We start from the raw sequence: 16,096 nt of genomic DNA, 5'->3' as shown, positions 1-16,096 counted from the left end.
ACATGAATTTAATATTACAATCCTTTGAATATGCAAATTTCTTATTACTTTATTATTTTACAAATTAATAAAAATAAACTACTTAAAGTTATTCTTTAAGTAGTTATTTTATAATTTATTCTTTTCTTTGTTTTCCCCAGAAGAATAAAGCTACTGTACCTGGTCCAGTATGACTTCCTATAGTAGTTCCTACATTATTTATTTCTACTTTACCTTTTAATTTAGGAAAACGTCCTTCAACTAACTTTGCTACTTCTTTTGCATCTTCATAACAATAAGAATGAGAAATATAACATTTATCAGAATAATCTAGTTTATCTTTTGCATCCTCTTCCATTTTATCTACTATTGCTTTAATAACTTTATTCTTTGATCTAATCTTATACCTTGGAATCAATTTCCCTTTATCATTCATATCTAATAGTGGACAAATTCCAAGTAAGCCTCCAATAAATCCAGATGTCTTTGAAACTCTTCCACCCTTTATATAAAAAGTTAAGTCCGTAGAGAAAAACCAATGATTCATTTCTAACTTATGTTCCTCAATCCATTGATAAACTTCGTCTATACTCATCCCTTCGTCTCTTAAATCTGCTAGCTTATCCATTATTAGTCCATAGCCTGATGAGGCCCCTAATGAGTCTACAATATAAATTTTTCTATCTGGATATTTTTCTTCTAGTATAGTTTTTGCTACCATAGCTGAATTTATTACCCCTGAAAGACCTGAAGATAAACTTACATGAAGTATATCCTTTCCTTCTCTTAAGAATTTCTCAAAGTATTCTTCAAACTCTTGGGCATTAACCTGAGATGTTTTTGTATCTGCCCCATTTTCCATTGATTTATAAAACTCATCAAATGATATTGATTTTCCAAGATCATCTACATATTCCTTTCCATCAATCTCAAAATGAAAGCAGATATATTCTATATTTCTTTTATTAAAATGTTCCTCTGTAAGATCTGCAGTAGAGCAACAACTAATTACATACTCATTCATTTTATTAGTCCTCCTTACTTTAAAATTATATTAAAAAAATTATTACTTATGTATAATAACTATAGTTTAAAAATAATTTATATATATTTTATTTGTATAATACTTATTGATACTTTAGAAAATATTTATTTGTATTATACATTATAAAATTACTTGAAACACTAAATGTACTAATATTATCTAAATAATACCATAAATTAGTACTTTTCATAATATTATTATAACTTATAGTTATAATAATGTCATAATAATTAATAAAAATATAAAAAAAATACCATAAACTTAAAGCTTACGATATCTTTAATTTATAAATATTATTATGATCTAAATACATTTTCTACTTGAAAATTTATTTGATTATTTATAAATTTATAAATAATCAAATAAATCCCACAAACATAAAGTTTGTGGGATTTGTAAGCTTCCAAATATTATCTCTTTGAGAATTGAGGAGCTCTTCTAGCTTTCTTAAGACCGTATTTCTTTCTTTCTTTCATTCTTGGGTCTCTAGTAACGAATCCAGCCTTCTTTAATTCTGGCTTTAAGTTTTCGTCAGCTTTGATTAAAGCTCTAGTAATTCCATGTCTTATTGCTCCAGCTTGACCTGTGAATCCACCACCATGAACGTTAACTAAAACGTCGAATCTGTCCTTAGTTGCAGTTAAAACTAATGGTTGATTAACGATCATTCTTAAAGTTTCTAATCCAAAATAGTTTTCGATCTCTCTGTTATTTATTAAAACTTTACCATTTCCAGGTACAAGTCTAACTCTTGCTATTGATTTTTTTCTTCTTCCAGTTCCCATGTATTGAACTTTTGCCATTTTTTATTCCTCCTCCCGAGCATGTATTAGTACTTTAATTCAAGTACTTCTGGTTTTTGAGCATCATGTCCGTGCTCTGCACCTCTGTATACTTTTAGCTTCTTAAGCATTTTTCTTCCTAAAACACCTGATGGAAGCATTCTTCTTACAGCTTCTTCGAAAGCGAATTCAGGCTTCTTAGCTAATACTTCTCTATATGGAGTTTCCTTTAATCCACCTGGATATAAGCTATGCTTTCTCATTAATTTTTGATCTAACTTCTTACCAGTTAAAACAACTTTTTCAGCATTGATTACGATAACGAAATCTCCGCAGTCAACATTTGGTGTAAATGTTGGCTTATTTTTTCCTCTTAAAATTGAAGCAACTTGGCTAGCAACTCTTCCTAGTGGCTTACCAGCAGCATCAACAACATACCATTTTCTTTCAACTTCTTGCGCCTTAGCGATGTATGATTTCATGTTTTTCCCTCCCTGAACTTACATTTGTGCTTTACTTTTTAAGTACTGCTTTTATGTCAAGACCCGGGGCTAGTGGATCTTATATACATAAATAATTCTAACAAACAAACTTATTATAATACACGCACACGGGTGTGTCAATATATTTTATTTTATAATTTCAATTAATTTGATAAATTTTAATAATAAACTTTTTCTAATATCAATCCAGATGAAGGTACGCATATTCCAGCTTTTTCTCTATCCTTATGCGCTATTATATTTTCTATTTCATTTGGCATAATCTTATTAAAGCCAACCATAATTAGTGTTCCTACTATTATTCTAACCATATTGTATAAGAAACCATCACCTGTTACATAAATTTTAATTATATCATTATTTTCTTCTATATTTAATTCATAAATTGTTCTTATAGTTGTCTTAACTGAACTACCACTACTTTTAAATGCTGCAAAATCATGTGTTCCTATAAAATACTTACAAGCTTCCTTCATAGCTTCTAAATCTAATTTACGCTTTACATGATATAAATAATTTCTGCCTATAGCTGGAGGTACCTCTCTATTTAATATAGAATAGGAATATGTCTTCCCCTTAGAATTATATCGTGAGTGAAATTCTTCCTCTACTTCTTCTGATTTTAGTATTACAATATCATCAGGTAACTTATGATTAATAGCTTCTCTATATTTGTCCGCTGGTATTCTACTATTTGTTTTAAAATTAGCCACAAAGCCCTTAGCATGAACACCAGCATCTGTTCTAGAACTTCCTATAACTTCTATTTCTTCATTAGTAAGACTTCTTATAGCTTCTTCTAATGTATTTTGTATAGTACTACCACTTTTCTGCCTTTGCCAGCCTAAATAATTACTTCCGTCATATTCTATAGTTAGCCTAATATTTCTCATATTAAATCACCTTTATTAATTACTATAAAGCAAATCTTACTAAAAAACTTCCTATTATTAATATTGAAAATACTGAAAATGCTATAGCATCTCTATTTGAGAATTTTAATTCCTTCATTCTTGTTCTGCCAGCTCCACCTCTATATGCCCTAGATTCCATAGCCATTGCTAGTTCATCTGCTCTTCTAAAAGAACTTATAAATAAAGGAACTAATAGTGGTATTAAACTCTTTGCTTTTTGAATTAATCCACCACTTTCAAAATCAGCACCTCTTGCTTTTTGTGCCATCATTATTTTATCTGTTTCATCCATTAAAGTAGGAATAAATCTCAATGCTATAGTCATCATCATTGCAAGCTCATGTGCCATCTCTTTTCCAATTGGTCTAAGTAATCTTTCTATACCATCTGTTAATTCAATTGGAGATGTTGTTAATGTTAATACTGATGTTCCCATTATTAGGAATATAAGTCTCAACGCCATAAATCCAGCAGTCCTAAGACCTTCAGTATATATTTTTACAAATCCGAACTCAAATATTAATGAATTTGCTGTTCCTTTAATCATAAATATATTTAAAACAGCAGTAAAAATTATAAGAAAAAATACAGGCTTTAATCCCTTATATAGATACTTAGGAGGCAATTTAGCAATATAAACTGTTAAAGCTAAAAATCCTACAATTAGTATATATCCAACAAATTTGTCTACTACAAAAAGAGAGACAATAAATAAAATAGATAATATTATTTTAGTTCTAGGATCTAATTTATGAACAAAGGTTTCGCCTGGTATATATTGACCTATAGTTATATCTTTTATCATTTTTTATCACCCTAATTTTTATCTTTCTTTAAAATTCTAAGTAACTCTTCTTTTCCTTGGTTAATTGTATAGACTTCATCTGATACATTAAATCCCTTTTCCTTAAGAGCTCTCATAAGATAAGTTACTTGTGGCACTGCAAGCCCTATATTTTCTAATGTATCAATCTCTTTAAATACTTGAGCTGGTGTACCTTCTAAAGCAACATTTCCATTATTCATAACTATTATTCTTTGCGCTAGTCTTCCTACATCCTCCATACTATGACTAACTAATATAATAGTCATCTTATATTCAGTATGTAATTTCTTTATTTGCTCTAAAATATCATCTCTTCCCTTTGGATCTAATCCTGCAGTAGGTTCATCTAATATAAGAATTTTTGGTTCCATAGCAATGACACCTGCTATAGCTACTCTTCTTTTTTGACCTCCACTTAAATCAAAGGGAGATTTATTTCTATATATGTCATAATCTAATCCAACCATTTTCATGGCATTTTTTACTCTTCTAGTAATCTCTTCTTGTTCAAGACCTAAATTCCTTGGTCCATACTCAATATCCTTCTCTATAGTCTCTTCAAATAATTGATATTCTGGATATTGAAAAACCAACCCTACTTTTTTCCTTATATCAGTAAGCTTAAATCCTTCTTTTGTTATATCTTCTCCATCAACAATTATTCTTCCTGAAGCTGGTTTAAGTAATCCATTCATATGTTGAATTAACGTGGATTTTCCAGAACCTGTATGCCCTATAAGTGCAACAAATTCATTATCATTTATTTCTATATTTACATTATCTAAAGCCACTTTTTCAAAAGGGGATTTCGGCATATAGACATGTACTAAATTCTCTATTTTAATTGACATATCGCATTCACCATCTCATCTACATTTAAAATATTTGTATCTATATTTATACCATTATTCTGTAATTCATAACATAATTCTGTAACTTGAGGAACATCTAGACCTATTTCCTTCATTTTTTTCACGTTAGAAAATACTTCTCTAGGTTTTCCTTCTAGAATTATTTTACCATCATCCATAACAATAACTCTATCTGCCTCTGCTGCTTCATCCATGTAATGTGTTATAAGAACTATAGTTATTCCATAATTTTTATTTATTTCTTTTATATTTTTTAAGACTTCTTTTCTTCCTGATGGATCCAACATAGCAGTTGGCTCGTCAAATATTATACATTCTGGTTTCATAGCTAAAATTCCTGCTATAGCAATTCTTTGTTTTTGACCGCCAGATAGTAAATGTGGTGCATGTCTTCTATACTCATACATTCCAACTTTTTTTAAGCTTTCATCTACTCTTTTTCTAATTTCTTCTGGAGGTACTCCAAGATTTTCTGGTCCAAAAGCAACATCCTCTTCAACTATCGTTGCTACTAATTGATTATCAGGGTTTTGAAAAACCATTCCTGCCTTAGATCTAATTTCCCATATGTTATTGGAATCTAACGTATTTAATCCATCTACTATTACAGTTCCTTCAGAGGGCACTAAAAGAGCATTCATATGCTTAGCAATAGTTGATTTACCAGATCCATTATGACCTAGTATTACTAAAAATTCGCCTTTATCCACTTGAAAGTTTACACCATTAACAGCATACCTTTCCTCTTCTCCTTCATGCACTCTATATTTAAAAGATACATCATTGCATTTAATCATTGCTTCTTTCATAATATATCCCCTCCTTATATTAGCTAATTTTCTTTAAGTATTATATAAAACCTTAATAAGTGTATATACATTAACATAAGAATATTATAATATACATTTTTCCAATTACAATTACTTTATTATAATTTTTAAGTTCTTATATAATATTTAATTTTTTATATACAAAAATGGGGACTAAGTCATATCACTTAATCCCCTATATATTATACTAATTCAAGTATAACAACTTCAGCTCCGTCCCCTCTTCTTGGGCCTTTTTTATACATTCTAGTGTATCCACCGTTTCTTTCAGCATACTTTGGAGCAACATTGTCAAATAGGTTTTGAACTACTTCTTCTTCATGAACAAAAGCTAAAACTTGTCTTCTAGCGTGAAGGTCACCTCTTTTTGCTAAAGTGATCATCTTTTCAGCTAACTTTCTAGTTTCTTTTGCTCTTGTTTCAGTTGTTTCTATTTTACCATGCTTTAAAAAGCTTGTAACAAGGCTTCTTAACATAGCTCTTCTTTGGTCAGTAGGACGACCTAATTTACGATAACCTGCCATATGGATTTACCTCCTTACTCATCGTTTAGTCTTAATCCTAAGCCTAATTCCTTAAGCTTTCTTTCGACTTCCTCTAAAGATTTCTTTCCTAGATTTCTTACCTTCATCATGTCATCCATTGATTTTCCAGCAAGTTCTTGAACTGTATTAATTCCAGCTCTCTTTAAACAGTTATATGATCTAACTGATAAATCTAGCTCTTCAACAGTCATTTCTAGTACTTTTTCTTTTTTGTCTTCTTCTTTTTCTATCATTATTTCTACATCATTAGTACTATCTCCTAATGACATAAATAATTTGAAATGTTCTATAAGAATTTTTGCAGATAAGCTTATAGCTTCATCTATTTTTATAGTTCCATTAGTCCAGATTTCTAAAGTTAATTTATCGTAGTCAGTAATTTGACCAACTCTTGTATTTTCTACAGTGAAATTAACTCTTTTAACTGGTGTATAAATTGAATCTACAGCAATAGCTGATAATGGAAGATCTTCACTCTTATTTTTATTTTGAGTAACATATCCTCTTCCTCTATTAACTGTTATCTCCATATATAACTTGCCATTATCATCTAATGTAGCAATATGAAGATCTTTACTTACAACTTCAACATCTCCATCAGTTTTTATATCTGCACCTGTAACTACTCCTGGTCCTTGAGCATCTATATATATTGTCTTTGGACCTTCACCATTCATTATTAATGCTAAAGATTTTATGTTTAATATTATTTCTGTAACATCTTCTTTAACACCTTGTACAGTTGAAAATTCATGTAGTACTCCATCAATTTTTACTGATGTTGGAGCTGCACCTGGAAGTGATGATAAAAGTATTCTTCTTAGAGCATTTCCAAGAGTTATACCATATCCTCTTTCTAGCGGTTCAACTACATATTTACCATAAGTACCATTTTCATTTGCTTCTATACATTCAATTATTGGCTTTTCTATTTCTAACATGTACAAACCCTCCTTATATTTTAAACGGCAACATTATTCTGAGGGCAATTGCTTATATATTTGTATTGTAAGATAAATCTTAACAATACAAATACTAAACTATTACTTGCTGTATAACTCAACGATAAGAGTTTCATTAACTGGAACGTCAATATCTTCTCTTGCTGGTTCAGCAATTACTTTACCTGAATAATTTTCAACATTTGCTTCTAACCATTTTGGTAATGTCTTTGGATTTTCAATAAATGTCTTGAATTTTTCAGTTCCTCTGCTCTTTTCTGAAACTAATATTTCATCATTAGCAGAAACTTTATATGAAGGAATATCAACCTTCTTACCATTTACTAAGAAATGTCCATGAGTAACTAATTGTCTAGCTTCAGCTCTTGAAGCACCATAACCTAGTCTATAAACAACGTTATCTAGTCTCATTTCTAGTAACTTAAGTAAGTTTTCACCTGTAATACCTTTCATATGCTCAGCCTTTTCATAGTAAGTTCTGAATTGGCCTTCTAATACTCCGTATATTCTTCTAGCTTTTTGCTTTTCTCTTAATTGTACTCCGTAGTTAGATAATTTTTTCTTAGCTGCTCCATGTTGTCCTGGTGCATAGCTTCTTCTAACAAAAGCACATTTATCTGTATAACATCTATCCCCTTTAAGGAATAACTTCATACCTTCTCTTCTACATAATCTACATGTAGCTCCAGTATATCTTGCCATTAATTACACCTCCTATATGAATACTAGACTCTTCTTCTCTTTGGTGGTCTACATCCGTTGTGTGGAATTGGAGTAACATCTTTAATTAGAGTTACTTCTAATCCTGCTGCTTGTAAAGATCTAATTGCTGCTTCTCTACCAGCACCTGGTCCCTTTACATATACTTCTATACTTTTTAATCCATGTTCCATAGCTGCTTTAGCTGCTGTTTCTGCTGCCATTTGAGCTGCGAATGGAGTACTTTTTCTTGATCCTCTGAAGCCTAGAGCTCCTGCACTTGACCATGATAAAGCATTTCCTGCTGCATCAGTTAAAGTAACTATTGAGTTATTGAAAGTTGATTTGATGTGTGCAGCACCATGCTCAATATTCTTTCTCTCTTTTCTTCTTCTAGTCTTTTTAACTTTTTGAGCCATCGAATTCCCTCCTCACTACTTCTTCTTATTTGCGATAGTTTTCTTTGGACCTTTTCTAGTTCTAGCATTAGTCTTAGTCTTTTGTCCTCTAACTGGAAGACCTTTTCTATGTCTAATACCTCTGTAACATCCAATTTCTACTAGTCTCTTAATATTTAATGCAACTTCTCTTCTTAAGTCACCTTCAATTGTTAAAGTTTTTACGTATTCTCTGATTTTAGTTACTTCATCTTCAGTAAGATCTTTAACTCTTGTATCAGGATTTACTCCTGTTTCTGCTAAAATCTTATGTGAAGTAGAAAGTCCTATACCATATATATATGTTAGACCTATTTCAACTCTTTTTTCTCTTGGTAGGTCTACACCTGAAATTCTTGCCATTAAACTTACACCTCCTGATATTGAAATGCATACAACTTTAATTATATGTGTTTTTTATATAATTAAATCCTAGGTCAGTAGAGTAGTACTCTACTGTCAGCCGCACCTAAAATTTATCTGCTTAATTAAATGCCTATATAATCATATTTGAGTTTAACTCAAAAGTCAATACGATTTACATAGTAAAATTGTACTTTTTTGCCTATACTTTTTTTTGTATTAGCCTTGTTTTTGCTTGTGCTTAGGATTTTCACAGATAACCATTACTTTTCCTTTTCTTCTTATAATCTTGCACTTTTCGCAAATAGGCTTAACTGATGGTCTTACTTTCATCGCTAACCCTCCTTGTAATACTTAGTGGATCTTCCACTTTATTATTTTGCTCTCCATGTTATTCTACCTCTTGTTAAATCATATGGAGAAAGTTCTATTGTAACCTTATCTCCCGGTAGAATTCTTATGAAGTTCATTCTTAATTTTCCTGAAATATGTGCTAGAATCTTATGCCCACTTTCTAGTTCCACTTGGAACATAGCATTTGGTAATGCTTCTAGTACAGTACCTTGCATTTCTATTACATCATCTTTTGACATAAGGTAATCAACCCTCCTTAACAATGCCTTTAAGTTTTAGAAATCTCTTTATTTTTAAATCAGTACCTCTATCTTTTGATATGATAGATGCTTTAATCTCATCATCTACATCCTCTAAAACACTTATATGCTTTAAATTCTTCTGTTTAGGCATCTGAACTGTTTTAGTGCTCCCATTACTAAGAATTATATAATTATCATTTAAATGTCCTACTACAACATATAAATGATTTTTATCTCTTCCTCTTTTTGAAAGAACCATCTTCCCAATTAAGTCATTGTTTTGCAAACTTTTCACCTCAATGATTACCTTAGCCATAAATCTACAAGCCACCTTTTGGTATCATGCGAATTTATAACTAAGCAACACTTATCTAAATTAGTGTTAATATTTCGGGTCCATCTGGTAAAATTACAATAGTGTTTTCGTAGTGTGCAGATAGACTTCCATCACTAGTTACTACAGTCCAATCATTACTTAATGTTTTAACTTTATAGCTTCCTGCATTAACCATTGGTTCAATAGCTAATGCCATTCCCTCTACTAATTTTGGTCCTCTTCCTGGAGGACCATAATTAGGTATATCTGGATCTTCGTGTACAACTCTACCTATACCGTGTCCTACGAAATCTCTTACTACGGAAAAGCCTGCAGCTTCTACGCAGTTCTGTATTTCATGTGATATATCAGTAAGTCTGTTACCAACTTTTGCATATTCAATTCCTTTAAAAAAACTTTCCCTAGTTACATTAATTAACTTTTCAGCTTCTTTAGTTATATTTCCTACACCAAAAGTCCTTGCAGCATCGCCGTGAAAGCCATTTATGTTGGCTCCACAGTCCACACTAACTATATCTCCATCTTTTAATACATAACCTCCTGGGATCCCATGAACTACTTGCTCGTTAACAGATATACATAGTGAAGCTGGAAAACCATATAGCCCTTTAAATGAAGGCCTTGCTCCATGCTTAGTTATAAATTCTTCTGCTATACTGTCTAATTCAGCAGTAGTTATTCCTGGTCTTACTTTTTCCTCAATAAGTAGTAATGTTTCTGCTACTATCTTGCCTGCTGATCTCATCAGATCAATCTCTTTGTTGTTTTTAATGATAATCATTATTCAACACTCCCTAAGATATTACAGATCCCTTCAAATACTTCATTAATAGCTTTTGTTCCATCTACAATTGAAAGTAAGTTTCTTTCTTTATAAAAATCAATCAGTGGTTGTGTTTGTCTCTCATACACATCAAGTCTTTCAGACACAGTTTCCTCTGTGTCATCTTTTCTTTGGATTATATCACTTCCACAAACATCACATTTCCCTGCTATCTTTGGTGGATTAAATTTTATATGATAGCTAGCTCCACATGATGGACATACTCTTCTACCAGTCATTCTTTCTAAAATAAATCCAGTAGGTACTTCAATCAGTAAAGCTGTATCAAGACATTCATTTCTATTTGAAAGGAATTCTTGAAGTGCTTCTGCTTGATAAACTGTCCTTGGAAAGCCATCTAATAAGTATCCTTCTTTGCAGTCATTTTGTTGTAACCTATCCTTTACCATATTAATAGTAAGATCATCTGGTACTAACTGTCCTTTATCGATGTGCTTTTTAGCTTCTATTCCTAAAGGAGTATTTTCAGAAATATTTTTTCTAAATATATCACCGGTAGAAATATGCGGTATTGAGTATCTATTACTAATTGATTTTGCCTGTGTTCCCTTACCTGCTCCAGGAGGACCTAATAATACTATCTTCACGGGCATCATCTCCATTATTAATCTATTTTAAGAATCCTTGATAATGTCTCATTACTAACTGTGAATCTAATTGTCTTGAGAAATCAAGTCCAACACCAACCATAATTAATAATGATGTTCCACCAAATTGAATTCCTTGTAATTGTGAATTTGAAATTAATATTGGTAGTATTGCTAATAAAGCTGCAAATACTCCTCCAATTAAAGATACTTTTGTAAGTACTTTTTCAAAATACTTTTCTGTTGCTTCTCCTGGTCTTATTCCTGGTACAAATCCTGCTGATTTATGCAGATTCTCTGCCATTTCATCAGGTTTAAATGTAATTTGTGTATAGAACCATGTAAAGAATATAGTTAATATAGAATAAAATACTGGATACATCCATGTTTTTTCATTAAATATACTATAATTACTACTTGTTATCCATACAGCCCAATCATGACCTGGGAAAAATTCTGCAATTGTCTTAGGGAACATCATAACTGACATAGCAAATATTATTGCTATAACAGCAGATCCTATTATGCTTAATGGAATGTGAGTGCTTTGGCCCCTCATCATCTTAGATCCAACAGCTTTACCAGCATATTGGACTGGTATTCTTCTTTCTGCTAATGAGAAGAATATTACAACACCTAATAACAATATTGCAGCAGCAACAAATAATAAAATACCTATTATAGATATATTTCCTTGATCCTTTAATGTAAATAATGACATTAAAGTTGTAGGTAACTGTGAAACTATATTTACGAATATTAGTATGGATATTCCATTACCAAATCCTTTAGCAGTAATTTGATCTCCTAGCCACATACAGAATGTTGATCCTGCTACTAAAGCTATTAATACAACAATAACTTCATACCATGCCATTGACATTGTAGCTCCTCTAGATGCAACCATGCTGTAAGTACCAAAAGCAAGAATAAATCCAATAGCTATAGATAAAATTCTTGTAATCTTTTGTATTTTTTTTCTTCCATCTTCACCTTCTTTTGAAAGTTGTTCTAATGAAGGAATTGCTATAGTCAATAATTGAACTATTATGGAAGCATTAATATATGGTGTTACACTTAGCGCAAGTATACTAAATTGTCTAAATGCTCCTCCTGATATTAGATCATAGAACCCAAATATAGTTCCGCTACTTGCTAAACTTTTTAAAACGTCTGTGCGCATTCCAGGAACAGGAATATGTGTTCCTATCCTGAAAATTGCAATTAAAAATATAGTCCATAAAAATCTCTTTTTTAACTCGGGAACCTTCCAGGCATTACGTAGGGTTGATAGCATACTAAATCACCTCAACTTTTCCTCCAGCTGACTCTATCTTTTCAGCCGCTGATTTTGAGAATTTACATCCTTTTACAGTTAGGCTCTTCTCTAATGTCCCATTACCTAAAATCTTAACGCCGTCTTTTACCTTACTTATAACTCTTCTTTCAAGTAAAACTTCTGGTGTTATTTCAGTTCCATTTTCAAATATATTTAATCTATCAACATTAATGCTTACATATTGCTTAGCAAATATATTTGTGAAACCTCTCTTAGGAAGTCTTCTATATAATGGCATTTGACCACCTTCAAATCCTGGTCTAACTCCACCACCTGATCTAGCCTTTTGGCCCTTTTCACCTTTTCCAGCATTTCTACCTAATCCTGAACCAGTACCTCTACCAACTCTTTTAGGAGCCTTCTTACTTCCAGCTGCTGGTTTTAATTCATGAAGCTTCATTACTCAATGCACCTCCTCTAACTAAACTTCTTCTACTTTTAGTAGATAGTCAACTTTATTAATCATTCCTCTGATTTGAGGAGTTTCTTCATGTTCTACTGTCTTACCAATCTTTTTTAGTCCAAGGGCATGTGCAGTAGCAATATGGTCTTTTTTTCTTCCAATTAAACTCTTTACAAGAGTAACTTTAATTTTTGCCATTGCTTTTCCCTCCTAACCTAAAATTTCTTCAACAGTTTTGCCTCTTAATTTAGCTATATCTTCAGCTGTTCTTAAGTTTGCTAAACCGTTAATTGTAGCATTTACCATGTTTTTTGGATTGTTTGAACCTAATGACTTAGCTCTAACATCCTTTAATCCTGCTAATTCTAATACAGATCTAGCTGGACCTCCAGCGATAACTCCTGTACCTTCTTTAGCTGGCATTATAAGAACTTTACCAGTTCCGAATTTTCCATATATTTGATGAGGAACAGTTGTTCCAACTATAGAAACACTTACTAAGTGTTTCTTAGCATCTTCTATTCCTTTTTTAATTGCTTCTGGGATTTCTATTGACTTACCCATTCCAACGCCTACGTGTCCGTTTTCGTCACCAACAACTACTAAAGCGCTGAATCTGAAGTTTCTACCACCCTTAACAACCTTAGTTACTCTGTTTATATTAACAACCTTTTCCTTAAGGTCTAGTGTGCTAGGATCGATTCTCATGTATTTCCCTCCTCGTTTATTAGAATTTTAAGCCTGCTTCTCTAGCAGCTTCAGCTAAAGATTGGATTCTTCCGTGATATACGTATCCACCTCTGTCGAATACTACTTCTGAGATTCCCTTTTCTAAAGCTTTTTTAGCTATTAATTCACCAACTAATTTAGCTGCTTCCTTATTTCCGCCTACTTTAACATCAACTGCTTTATCTAAGCTTGAAGCTGAAACTAATGTTACTGAATTAACATCATCTATAATTTGAGCATATATATTTTTTTCACTTCTATATACTGAAAGTCTTGGTCTTTCAGGAGTACCAGAAATTTTCTTACGTACTCTTAGGTGACGTCTTTCTCTACTAGCTTTTCTGTCTACCTTCTTAAACATAAAGGTTTCACTCCTTTCTATTATTTCTTACCAGTTTTACCTTCTTTACGTCTGATTACTTCGTTATCATATTTGATTCCTTTACCCTTATATGGTTCAGGTTTTCTCCATGATCTTATATCAGCCGCAGCAGCTCCAACCTTTTCCTTGTCTATTCCTTTAACAACAACTTTTGTTGCAGCTGGAGTTTCGAAAGTAACACCTTCGATTGGTTCTATTTCAACTGGATGTGAATATCCTAAGTTCATTACAAGTTTCTTTCCTTGTAATTGAGCTCTGTAACCAACACCGATTAATTCTAAGCTCTTTTCAAATCCTTTTTCAACTCCGATTATCATGTTGTTGATTAATGCTCTAGTTAATCCGTGAAGAGCTCTGTGCTCTTTTTGATCGCTAGGTCTAGTAACAACAACTTGGTTATTTTCAACTGCTATATTCATGTCTTTGTTCATAGCTTTAACAAGTTCGCCCTTTGGACCCTTAACTGAAACAACGTTATCTGCTGAAACAGCTACAGTTACGCCTGCAGGTATAGTTATAGGCAATCTACCTACTCTTGACATAATCGCACCTCCTGTTTTACTTGTTCTTATATATGTTAATCTAGTTACTTTCTAATTTGGAATTACCAAACGTAGCAAACTACTTCTCCGCCTAATCCAGCTTTTCTAGCTTCTCTATCAACTAATAAACCAGCTGATGTTGATATTATAGCTATTCCTAGTCCACTTAACACCTTTGGAATTTCATCTTTCTTGCAGTAAACTCTTAATCCTGGTTTAGAAATTCTCTTTATACCAGTTATAACTCTTTCTTTATCTGCACCATACTTAAGAGATACTCTTAACATTGGAACAACTCCATCGTTGTATTCCTCTAATTCTTTTATATATCCCTCTTGTAATAATATATTTGCAATAGCCTTCTTCACGTTTGATGAAGGTATTTCTACTACTTCATGTTTAACAGAATTTGCGTTTCTTATACGAGTTAGCAAATCTGCGATAGGATCTGTCATAACCATTTAATGTGCCTCCTTTCACTACATCAGTTTTTTACCAACTTGCTTTCTTACAACCAGGGATTTGACCCTTGTAAGCAAGTTCTCTAAAACATATACGGCATATACCAAACTTCTTTAATACTGAATGTGGTCTTCCACATATTCTGCATCTTGTATAAGCTCTTGTTTTATATTTAGGTTCTTTTTTCCACTTTTCAATAATAGCCTTACGTGCCACGGTTTCCCCTCCTTATTATTGAGCAAATGGCATACCAAGGAATCTTAATAATTCTCTTGCTTCTTCGTCAGTGTTAGCTGTTGTTACGAAGATAATATCCATTCCTCTAACCTTATCGATTTTATCGTATTCAATTTCTGGGAATATTAATTGTTCTTTAACTCCTAATGAGTAATTTCCTCTACCATCAAAAGCTTTGCTTGAAACTCCTCTGAAGTCTCTAACTCTTGGTAAAGCAATAGTCATTAGCTTATCAGCAAATTCATACATTTTTGCTTTTCTTAATGTAACTTTACATCCTAAAGCCATATTTTCTCTTATCTTAAAGTTAGCAACTGATTTCTTTGCTCTTGTTAAGATTGGCTTTTGACCTGCAATAATGCTTAAATCATTAACTGCTGCTTCTAATATTTTTTGATTATCCTTAGCTTCTCCGACACCCATGTTGATAACTATCTTCTCAAGCTTTGGAACTTCCATTATATTTTTATATCCGAACTTTTCAATCATAGCTGGAATTACTTCTTTTTGATACTTCTCTTGAAGTCTTGTTGTCATAATTTAGTACCTCCTTTCAGATTCTAGAATGTTTCTCCGCACTTCTTACATACTCTAACTTTAGTACCATCTTCTAATATTCTGTTACTAATTCTTGTAGCATTTTTGCACTTTGTGCAGTATAACATAACTTTTGAGCTATATATAGCTCCTTCTCTTTCAACTATTCCACCTTGCATATTTGCTCTGCTTGGCTTTTGGTGCTTTTTAACTATATTAACTCCTTGAACAATAACTTTACCTGTCTTAGGATATACCTTTAAAACTTCACCAGTTTTTCCTTTATCTTTACCAGAAACAACTACAACTGTGTCGTTTTTTCTAACATGTACCTTCAAATAAGA

Annotated in this window: 27 protein-coding genes; all 27 read right to left on the bottom strand. The window is 32.0% G+C overall.

What is annotated here, in order from left to right:
* Window positions 1-115: 115 nt before the first annotated feature.
* Entirely contained in the window at window positions 116-1,003 is an 888-nt protein-coding gene (locus ACQRD5_RS04085; RefSeq protein ID WP_294167540.1) for a DegV family protein, read from the bottom strand.
* 431 nt (window positions 1,004-1,434) lie between these two features.
* The gene (gene rpsI / locus ACQRD5_RS04080; RefSeq protein WP_291625342.1) at window positions 1,435-1,827 is read right to left on the bottom strand and encodes a 30S ribosomal protein S9; all 393 of its coding nucleotides are present in this window, start codon (window positions 1,825-1,827) and stop codon (window positions 1,435-1,437) included.
* Window positions 1,828-1,853: 26 nt separating this feature from the next.
* Complete coding sequence (gene rplM / locus ACQRD5_RS04075; RefSeq protein ID WP_066889886.1) at window positions 1,854-2,288, bottom strand: 50S ribosomal protein L13; 435 nt, start codon at window positions 2,286-2,288, stop codon at window positions 1,854-1,856.
* Window positions 2,289-2,467: 179 nt separating this feature from the next.
* Entirely contained in the window at window positions 2,468-3,202 is a 735-nt protein-coding gene (gene truA, locus ACQRD5_RS04070; protein ID WP_291625347.1) for a tRNA pseudouridine(38-40) synthase TruA, read from the bottom strand.
* Between the two features lie 22 nt (window positions 3,203-3,224).
* Entirely contained in the window at window positions 3,225-4,028 is an 804-nt protein-coding gene (locus ACQRD5_RS04065; protein WP_294167537.1) for an energy-coupling factor transporter transmembrane component T family protein, read from the bottom strand.
* Between the two features lie 11 nt (window positions 4,029-4,039).
* Window positions 4,040-4,900 carry an energy-coupling factor transporter ATPase gene (locus ACQRD5_RS04060; RefSeq protein WP_320900480.1) on the bottom strand — a complete coding sequence of 287 codons (861 nt, stop codon included), beginning with the start codon at window positions 4,898-4,900 and terminating at the stop codon, window positions 4,040-4,042.
* Entirely contained in the window at window positions 4,885-5,730 is an 846-nt protein-coding gene (locus ACQRD5_RS04055) for an energy-coupling factor transporter ATPase (RefSeq protein ID WP_294167535.1), read from the bottom strand. The genes ACQRD5_RS04060 and ACQRD5_RS04055 overlap by 16 nt, the downstream gene beginning before the upstream one ends.
* Before the next feature lie 203 nt (window positions 5,731-5,933).
* Window positions 5,934-6,275, bottom strand: coding sequence for a 50S ribosomal protein L17 (rplQ, locus tag ACQRD5_RS04050; RefSeq protein ID WP_136006894.1), 342 nt, complete (start codon window positions 6,273-6,275; stop codon window positions 5,934-5,936).
* 14 nt (window positions 6,276-6,289) lie between these two features.
* The gene (locus tag ACQRD5_RS04045; RefSeq protein ID WP_291625358.1) at window positions 6,290-7,237 is read right to left on the bottom strand and encodes a DNA-directed RNA polymerase subunit alpha; all 948 of its coding nucleotides are present in this window, start codon (window positions 7,235-7,237) and stop codon (window positions 6,290-6,292) included.
* Between the two features lie 102 nt (window positions 7,238-7,339).
* On the bottom strand, window positions 7,340-7,960 hold the full coding sequence (gene rpsD, locus ACQRD5_RS04040; protein WP_291625360.1) for a 30S ribosomal protein S4: 621 nt from the start codon (window positions 7,958-7,960) through the stop codon (window positions 7,340-7,342).
* Between the two features lie 23 nt (window positions 7,961-7,983).
* The gene (rpsK, locus tag ACQRD5_RS04035; protein ID WP_136006888.1) at window positions 7,984-8,376 is read right to left on the bottom strand and encodes a 30S ribosomal protein S11; all 393 of its coding nucleotides are present in this window, start codon (window positions 8,374-8,376) and stop codon (window positions 7,984-7,986) included.
* Between the two features lie 15 nt (window positions 8,377-8,391).
* Window positions 8,392-8,757: a 30S ribosomal protein S13 gene (gene rpsM, locus ACQRD5_RS04030; protein WP_291625365.1), complete on the bottom strand. Its 366-nt coding sequence runs from the start codon at window positions 8,755-8,757 to the stop codon at window positions 8,392-8,394.
* A gap of 219 nt (window positions 8,758-8,976) precedes the next feature.
* Window positions 8,977-9,090, bottom strand: coding sequence for a 50S ribosomal protein L36 (gene rpmJ / locus ACQRD5_RS04025; RefSeq protein WP_016205879.1), 114 nt, complete (start codon window positions 9,088-9,090; stop codon window positions 8,977-8,979).
* 41 nt (window positions 9,091-9,131) lie between these two features.
* The gene (infA, locus tag ACQRD5_RS04020) at window positions 9,132-9,350 is read right to left on the bottom strand and encodes a translation initiation factor IF-1 (protein ID WP_066889870.1); all 219 of its coding nucleotides are present in this window, start codon (window positions 9,348-9,350) and stop codon (window positions 9,132-9,134) included.
* A gap of 7 nt (window positions 9,351-9,357) precedes the next feature.
* A complete protein-coding gene (locus ACQRD5_RS04015) occupies window positions 9,358-9,669 on the bottom strand; it encodes a KOW domain-containing RNA-binding protein (protein ID WP_291625386.1) in 312 nt (103 codons plus the stop codon).
* A gap of 55 nt (window positions 9,670-9,724) precedes the next feature.
* Window positions 9,725-10,471 (bottom strand): type I methionyl aminopeptidase, encoded by a 747-nt coding sequence (map, locus tag ACQRD5_RS04010; RefSeq protein WP_291625388.1) that lies wholly within the window; start codon window positions 10,469-10,471, stop codon window positions 9,725-9,727.
* Window positions 10,471-11,121 (bottom strand): adenylate kinase, encoded by a 651-nt coding sequence (locus ACQRD5_RS04005; RefSeq protein ID WP_291625390.1) that lies wholly within the window; start codon window positions 11,119-11,121, stop codon window positions 10,471-10,473. Before ACQRD5_RS04005 ends, map begins: the two co-directional genes overlap by 1 nt.
* Before the next feature lie 22 nt (window positions 11,122-11,143).
* On the bottom strand, window positions 11,144-12,418 hold the full coding sequence (gene secY, locus ACQRD5_RS04000) for a preprotein translocase subunit SecY (RefSeq protein ID WP_291625393.1): 1,275 nt from the start codon (window positions 12,416-12,418) through the stop codon (window positions 11,144-11,146).
* A 1-nt stretch (window position 12,419) separates the two neighbouring features.
* Window positions 12,420-12,860, bottom strand: a complete 441-nt coding sequence (rplO, locus tag ACQRD5_RS03995; RefSeq protein ID WP_291625395.1) for a 50S ribosomal protein L15 — start codon at window positions 12,858-12,860, stop codon at window positions 12,420-12,422.
* Between the two features lie 21 nt (window positions 12,861-12,881).
* Window positions 12,882-13,061, bottom strand: coding sequence for a 50S ribosomal protein L30 (gene rpmD, locus ACQRD5_RS03990; RefSeq protein WP_008681171.1), 180 nt, complete (start codon window positions 13,059-13,061; stop codon window positions 12,882-12,884).
* A gap of 12 nt (window positions 13,062-13,073) precedes the next feature.
* The gene (rpsE, locus tag ACQRD5_RS03985) at window positions 13,074-13,571 is read right to left on the bottom strand and encodes a 30S ribosomal protein S5 (RefSeq protein ID WP_291625408.1); all 498 of its coding nucleotides are present in this window, start codon (window positions 13,569-13,571) and stop codon (window positions 13,074-13,076) included.
* A 19-nt stretch (window positions 13,572-13,590) separates the two neighbouring features.
* Entirely contained in the window at window positions 13,591-13,953 is a 363-nt protein-coding gene (gene rplR / locus ACQRD5_RS03980) for a 50S ribosomal protein L18 (protein WP_291625410.1), read from the bottom strand.
* Window positions 13,954-13,973: 20 nt separating this feature from the next.
* Window positions 13,974-14,516 (bottom strand): 50S ribosomal protein L6, encoded by a 543-nt coding sequence (gene rplF / locus ACQRD5_RS03975; protein ID WP_291625413.1) that lies wholly within the window; start codon window positions 14,514-14,516, stop codon window positions 13,974-13,976.
* Window positions 14,517-14,578: 62 nt separating this feature from the next.
* A complete protein-coding gene (gene rpsH, locus ACQRD5_RS03970) occupies window positions 14,579-14,977 on the bottom strand; it encodes a 30S ribosomal protein S8 (protein ID WP_291625415.1) in 399 nt (132 codons plus the stop codon).
* Window positions 14,978-15,008: 31 nt separating this feature from the next.
* A complete protein-coding gene (locus tag ACQRD5_RS03965) occupies window positions 15,009-15,194 on the bottom strand; it encodes a type Z 30S ribosomal protein S14 (RefSeq protein WP_008681179.1) in 186 nt (61 codons plus the stop codon).
* Between the two features lie 15 nt (window positions 15,195-15,209).
* Window positions 15,210-15,752 (bottom strand): 50S ribosomal protein L5, encoded by a 543-nt coding sequence (gene rplE / locus ACQRD5_RS03960; protein ID WP_066889853.1) that lies wholly within the window; start codon window positions 15,750-15,752, stop codon window positions 15,210-15,212.
* Window positions 15,753-15,775: 23 nt separating this feature from the next.
* Window positions 15,776-16,090 carry a 50S ribosomal protein L24 gene (gene rplX, locus ACQRD5_RS03955; RefSeq protein ID WP_291625419.1) on the bottom strand — a complete coding sequence of 105 codons (315 nt, stop codon included), beginning with the start codon at window positions 16,088-16,090 and terminating at the stop codon, window positions 15,776-15,778.
* Between the last annotated feature and the right edge of the window lie 6 nt (window positions 16,091-16,096).

Origin of the sequence: Clostridium sp. SGI.024 (genome assembly GCF_050315195.1) — a bacterium.
Taxonomy (GTDB): domain Bacteria; phylum Bacillota; class Clostridia; order Clostridiales; family Clostridiaceae; genus Clostridium.
This window is presented reverse-complemented; position numbering and strand designations above follow the sequence as displayed.

Excerpts from the sequence above, each read along its gene's own strand:
- rpsD (WP_291625360.1), bottom strand. The coding sequence starts at position 7,960 with ATGGCAAGATATACTGGAGCTACATGTAGATTATGTAGAAGAGAAGGT.
- rpsE (WP_291625408.1), bottom strand. The coding sequence starts at position 13,571 with ATGAGAATCGATCCTAGCACACTAGACCTTAAGGAAAAGGTTGTTAAT.
- ACQRD5_RS04065 (WP_294167537.1), bottom strand. The coding sequence starts at position 4,028 with ATGATAAAAGATATAACTATAGGTCAATATATACCAGGCGAAACCTTT.
- ACQRD5_RS04045 (WP_291625358.1), bottom strand. The coding sequence starts at position 7,237 with ATGTTAGAAATAGAAAAGCCAATAATTGAATGTATAGAAGCAAATGAA.
- map (WP_291625388.1), bottom strand. The coding sequence starts at position 10,471 with ATGATTATCATTAAAAACAACAAAGAGATTGATCTGATGAGATCAGCA.
- rpmJ (WP_016205879.1), bottom strand. The coding sequence starts at position 9,090 with ATGAAAGTAAGACCATCAGTTAAGCCTATTTGCGAAAAGTGCAAGATT.
- rpsM (WP_291625365.1), bottom strand. The coding sequence starts at position 8,757 with ATGGCAAGAATTTCAGGTGTAGACCTACCAAGAGAAAAAAGAGTTGAA.
- ACQRD5_RS04055 (WP_294167535.1), bottom strand. The coding sequence starts at position 5,730 with ATGAAAGAAGCAATGATTAAATGCAATGATGTATCTTTTAAATATAGA.
- rplM (WP_066889886.1), bottom strand. The coding sequence starts at position 2,288 with ATGAAATCATACATCGCTAAGGCGCAAGAAGTTGAAAGAAAATGGTAT.
- secY (WP_291625393.1), bottom strand. The coding sequence starts at position 12,418 with ATGCTATCAACCCTACGTAATGCCTGGAAGGTTCCCGAGTTAAAAAAG.
- rplR (WP_291625410.1), bottom strand. The coding sequence starts at position 13,953 with ATGTTTAAGAAGGTAGACAGAAAAGCTAGTAGAGAAAGACGTCACCTA.
- rpsK (WP_136006888.1), bottom strand. The coding sequence starts at position 8,376 with ATGGCTCAAAAAGTTAAAAAGACTAGAAGAAGAAAAGAGAGAAAGAAT.
- rpmD (WP_008681171.1), bottom strand. The coding sequence starts at position 13,061 with ATGGCAAAAATTAAAGTTACTCTTGTAAAGAGTTTAATTGGAAGAAAA.
- ACQRD5_RS04060 (WP_320900480.1), bottom strand. The coding sequence starts at position 4,900 with ATGTCAATTAAAATAGAGAATTTAGTACATGTCTATATGCCGAAATCC.
- rplQ (WP_136006894.1), bottom strand. The coding sequence starts at position 6,275 with ATGGCAGGTTATCGTAAATTAGGTCGTCCTACTGACCAAAGAAGAGCT.
- rplO (WP_291625395.1), bottom strand. The coding sequence starts at position 12,860 with ATGAAGCTTCATGAATTAAAACCAGCAGCTGGAAGTAAGAAGGCTCCT.
- infA (WP_066889870.1), bottom strand. The coding sequence starts at position 9,350 with ATGTCAAAAGATGATGTAATAGAAATGCAAGGTACTGTACTAGAAGCA.
- rpsI (WP_291625342.1), bottom strand. The coding sequence starts at position 1,827 with ATGGCAAAAGTTCAATACATGGGAACTGGAAGAAGAAAAAAATCAATA.
- rplE (WP_066889853.1), bottom strand. The coding sequence starts at position 15,752 with ATGACAACAAGACTTCAAGAGAAGTATCAAAAAGAAGTAATTCCAGCT.
- ACQRD5_RS04015 (WP_291625386.1), bottom strand. The coding sequence starts at position 9,669 with ATGGCTAAGGTAATCATTGAGGTGAAAAGTTTGCAAAACAATGACTTA.
- rpsH (WP_291625415.1), bottom strand. The coding sequence starts at position 14,977 with ATGGTTATGACAGATCCTATCGCAGATTTGCTAACTCGTATAAGAAAC.
- truA (WP_291625347.1), bottom strand. The coding sequence starts at position 3,202 with ATGAGAAATATTAGGCTAACTATAGAATATGACGGAAGTAATTATTTA.
- rplF (WP_291625413.1), bottom strand. The coding sequence starts at position 14,516 with ATGTCAAGAGTAGGTAGATTGCCTATAACTATACCTGCAGGCGTAACT.
- ACQRD5_RS04085 (WP_294167540.1), bottom strand. The coding sequence starts at position 1,003 with ATGAATGAGTATGTAATTAGTTGTTGCTCTACTGCAGATCTTACAGAG.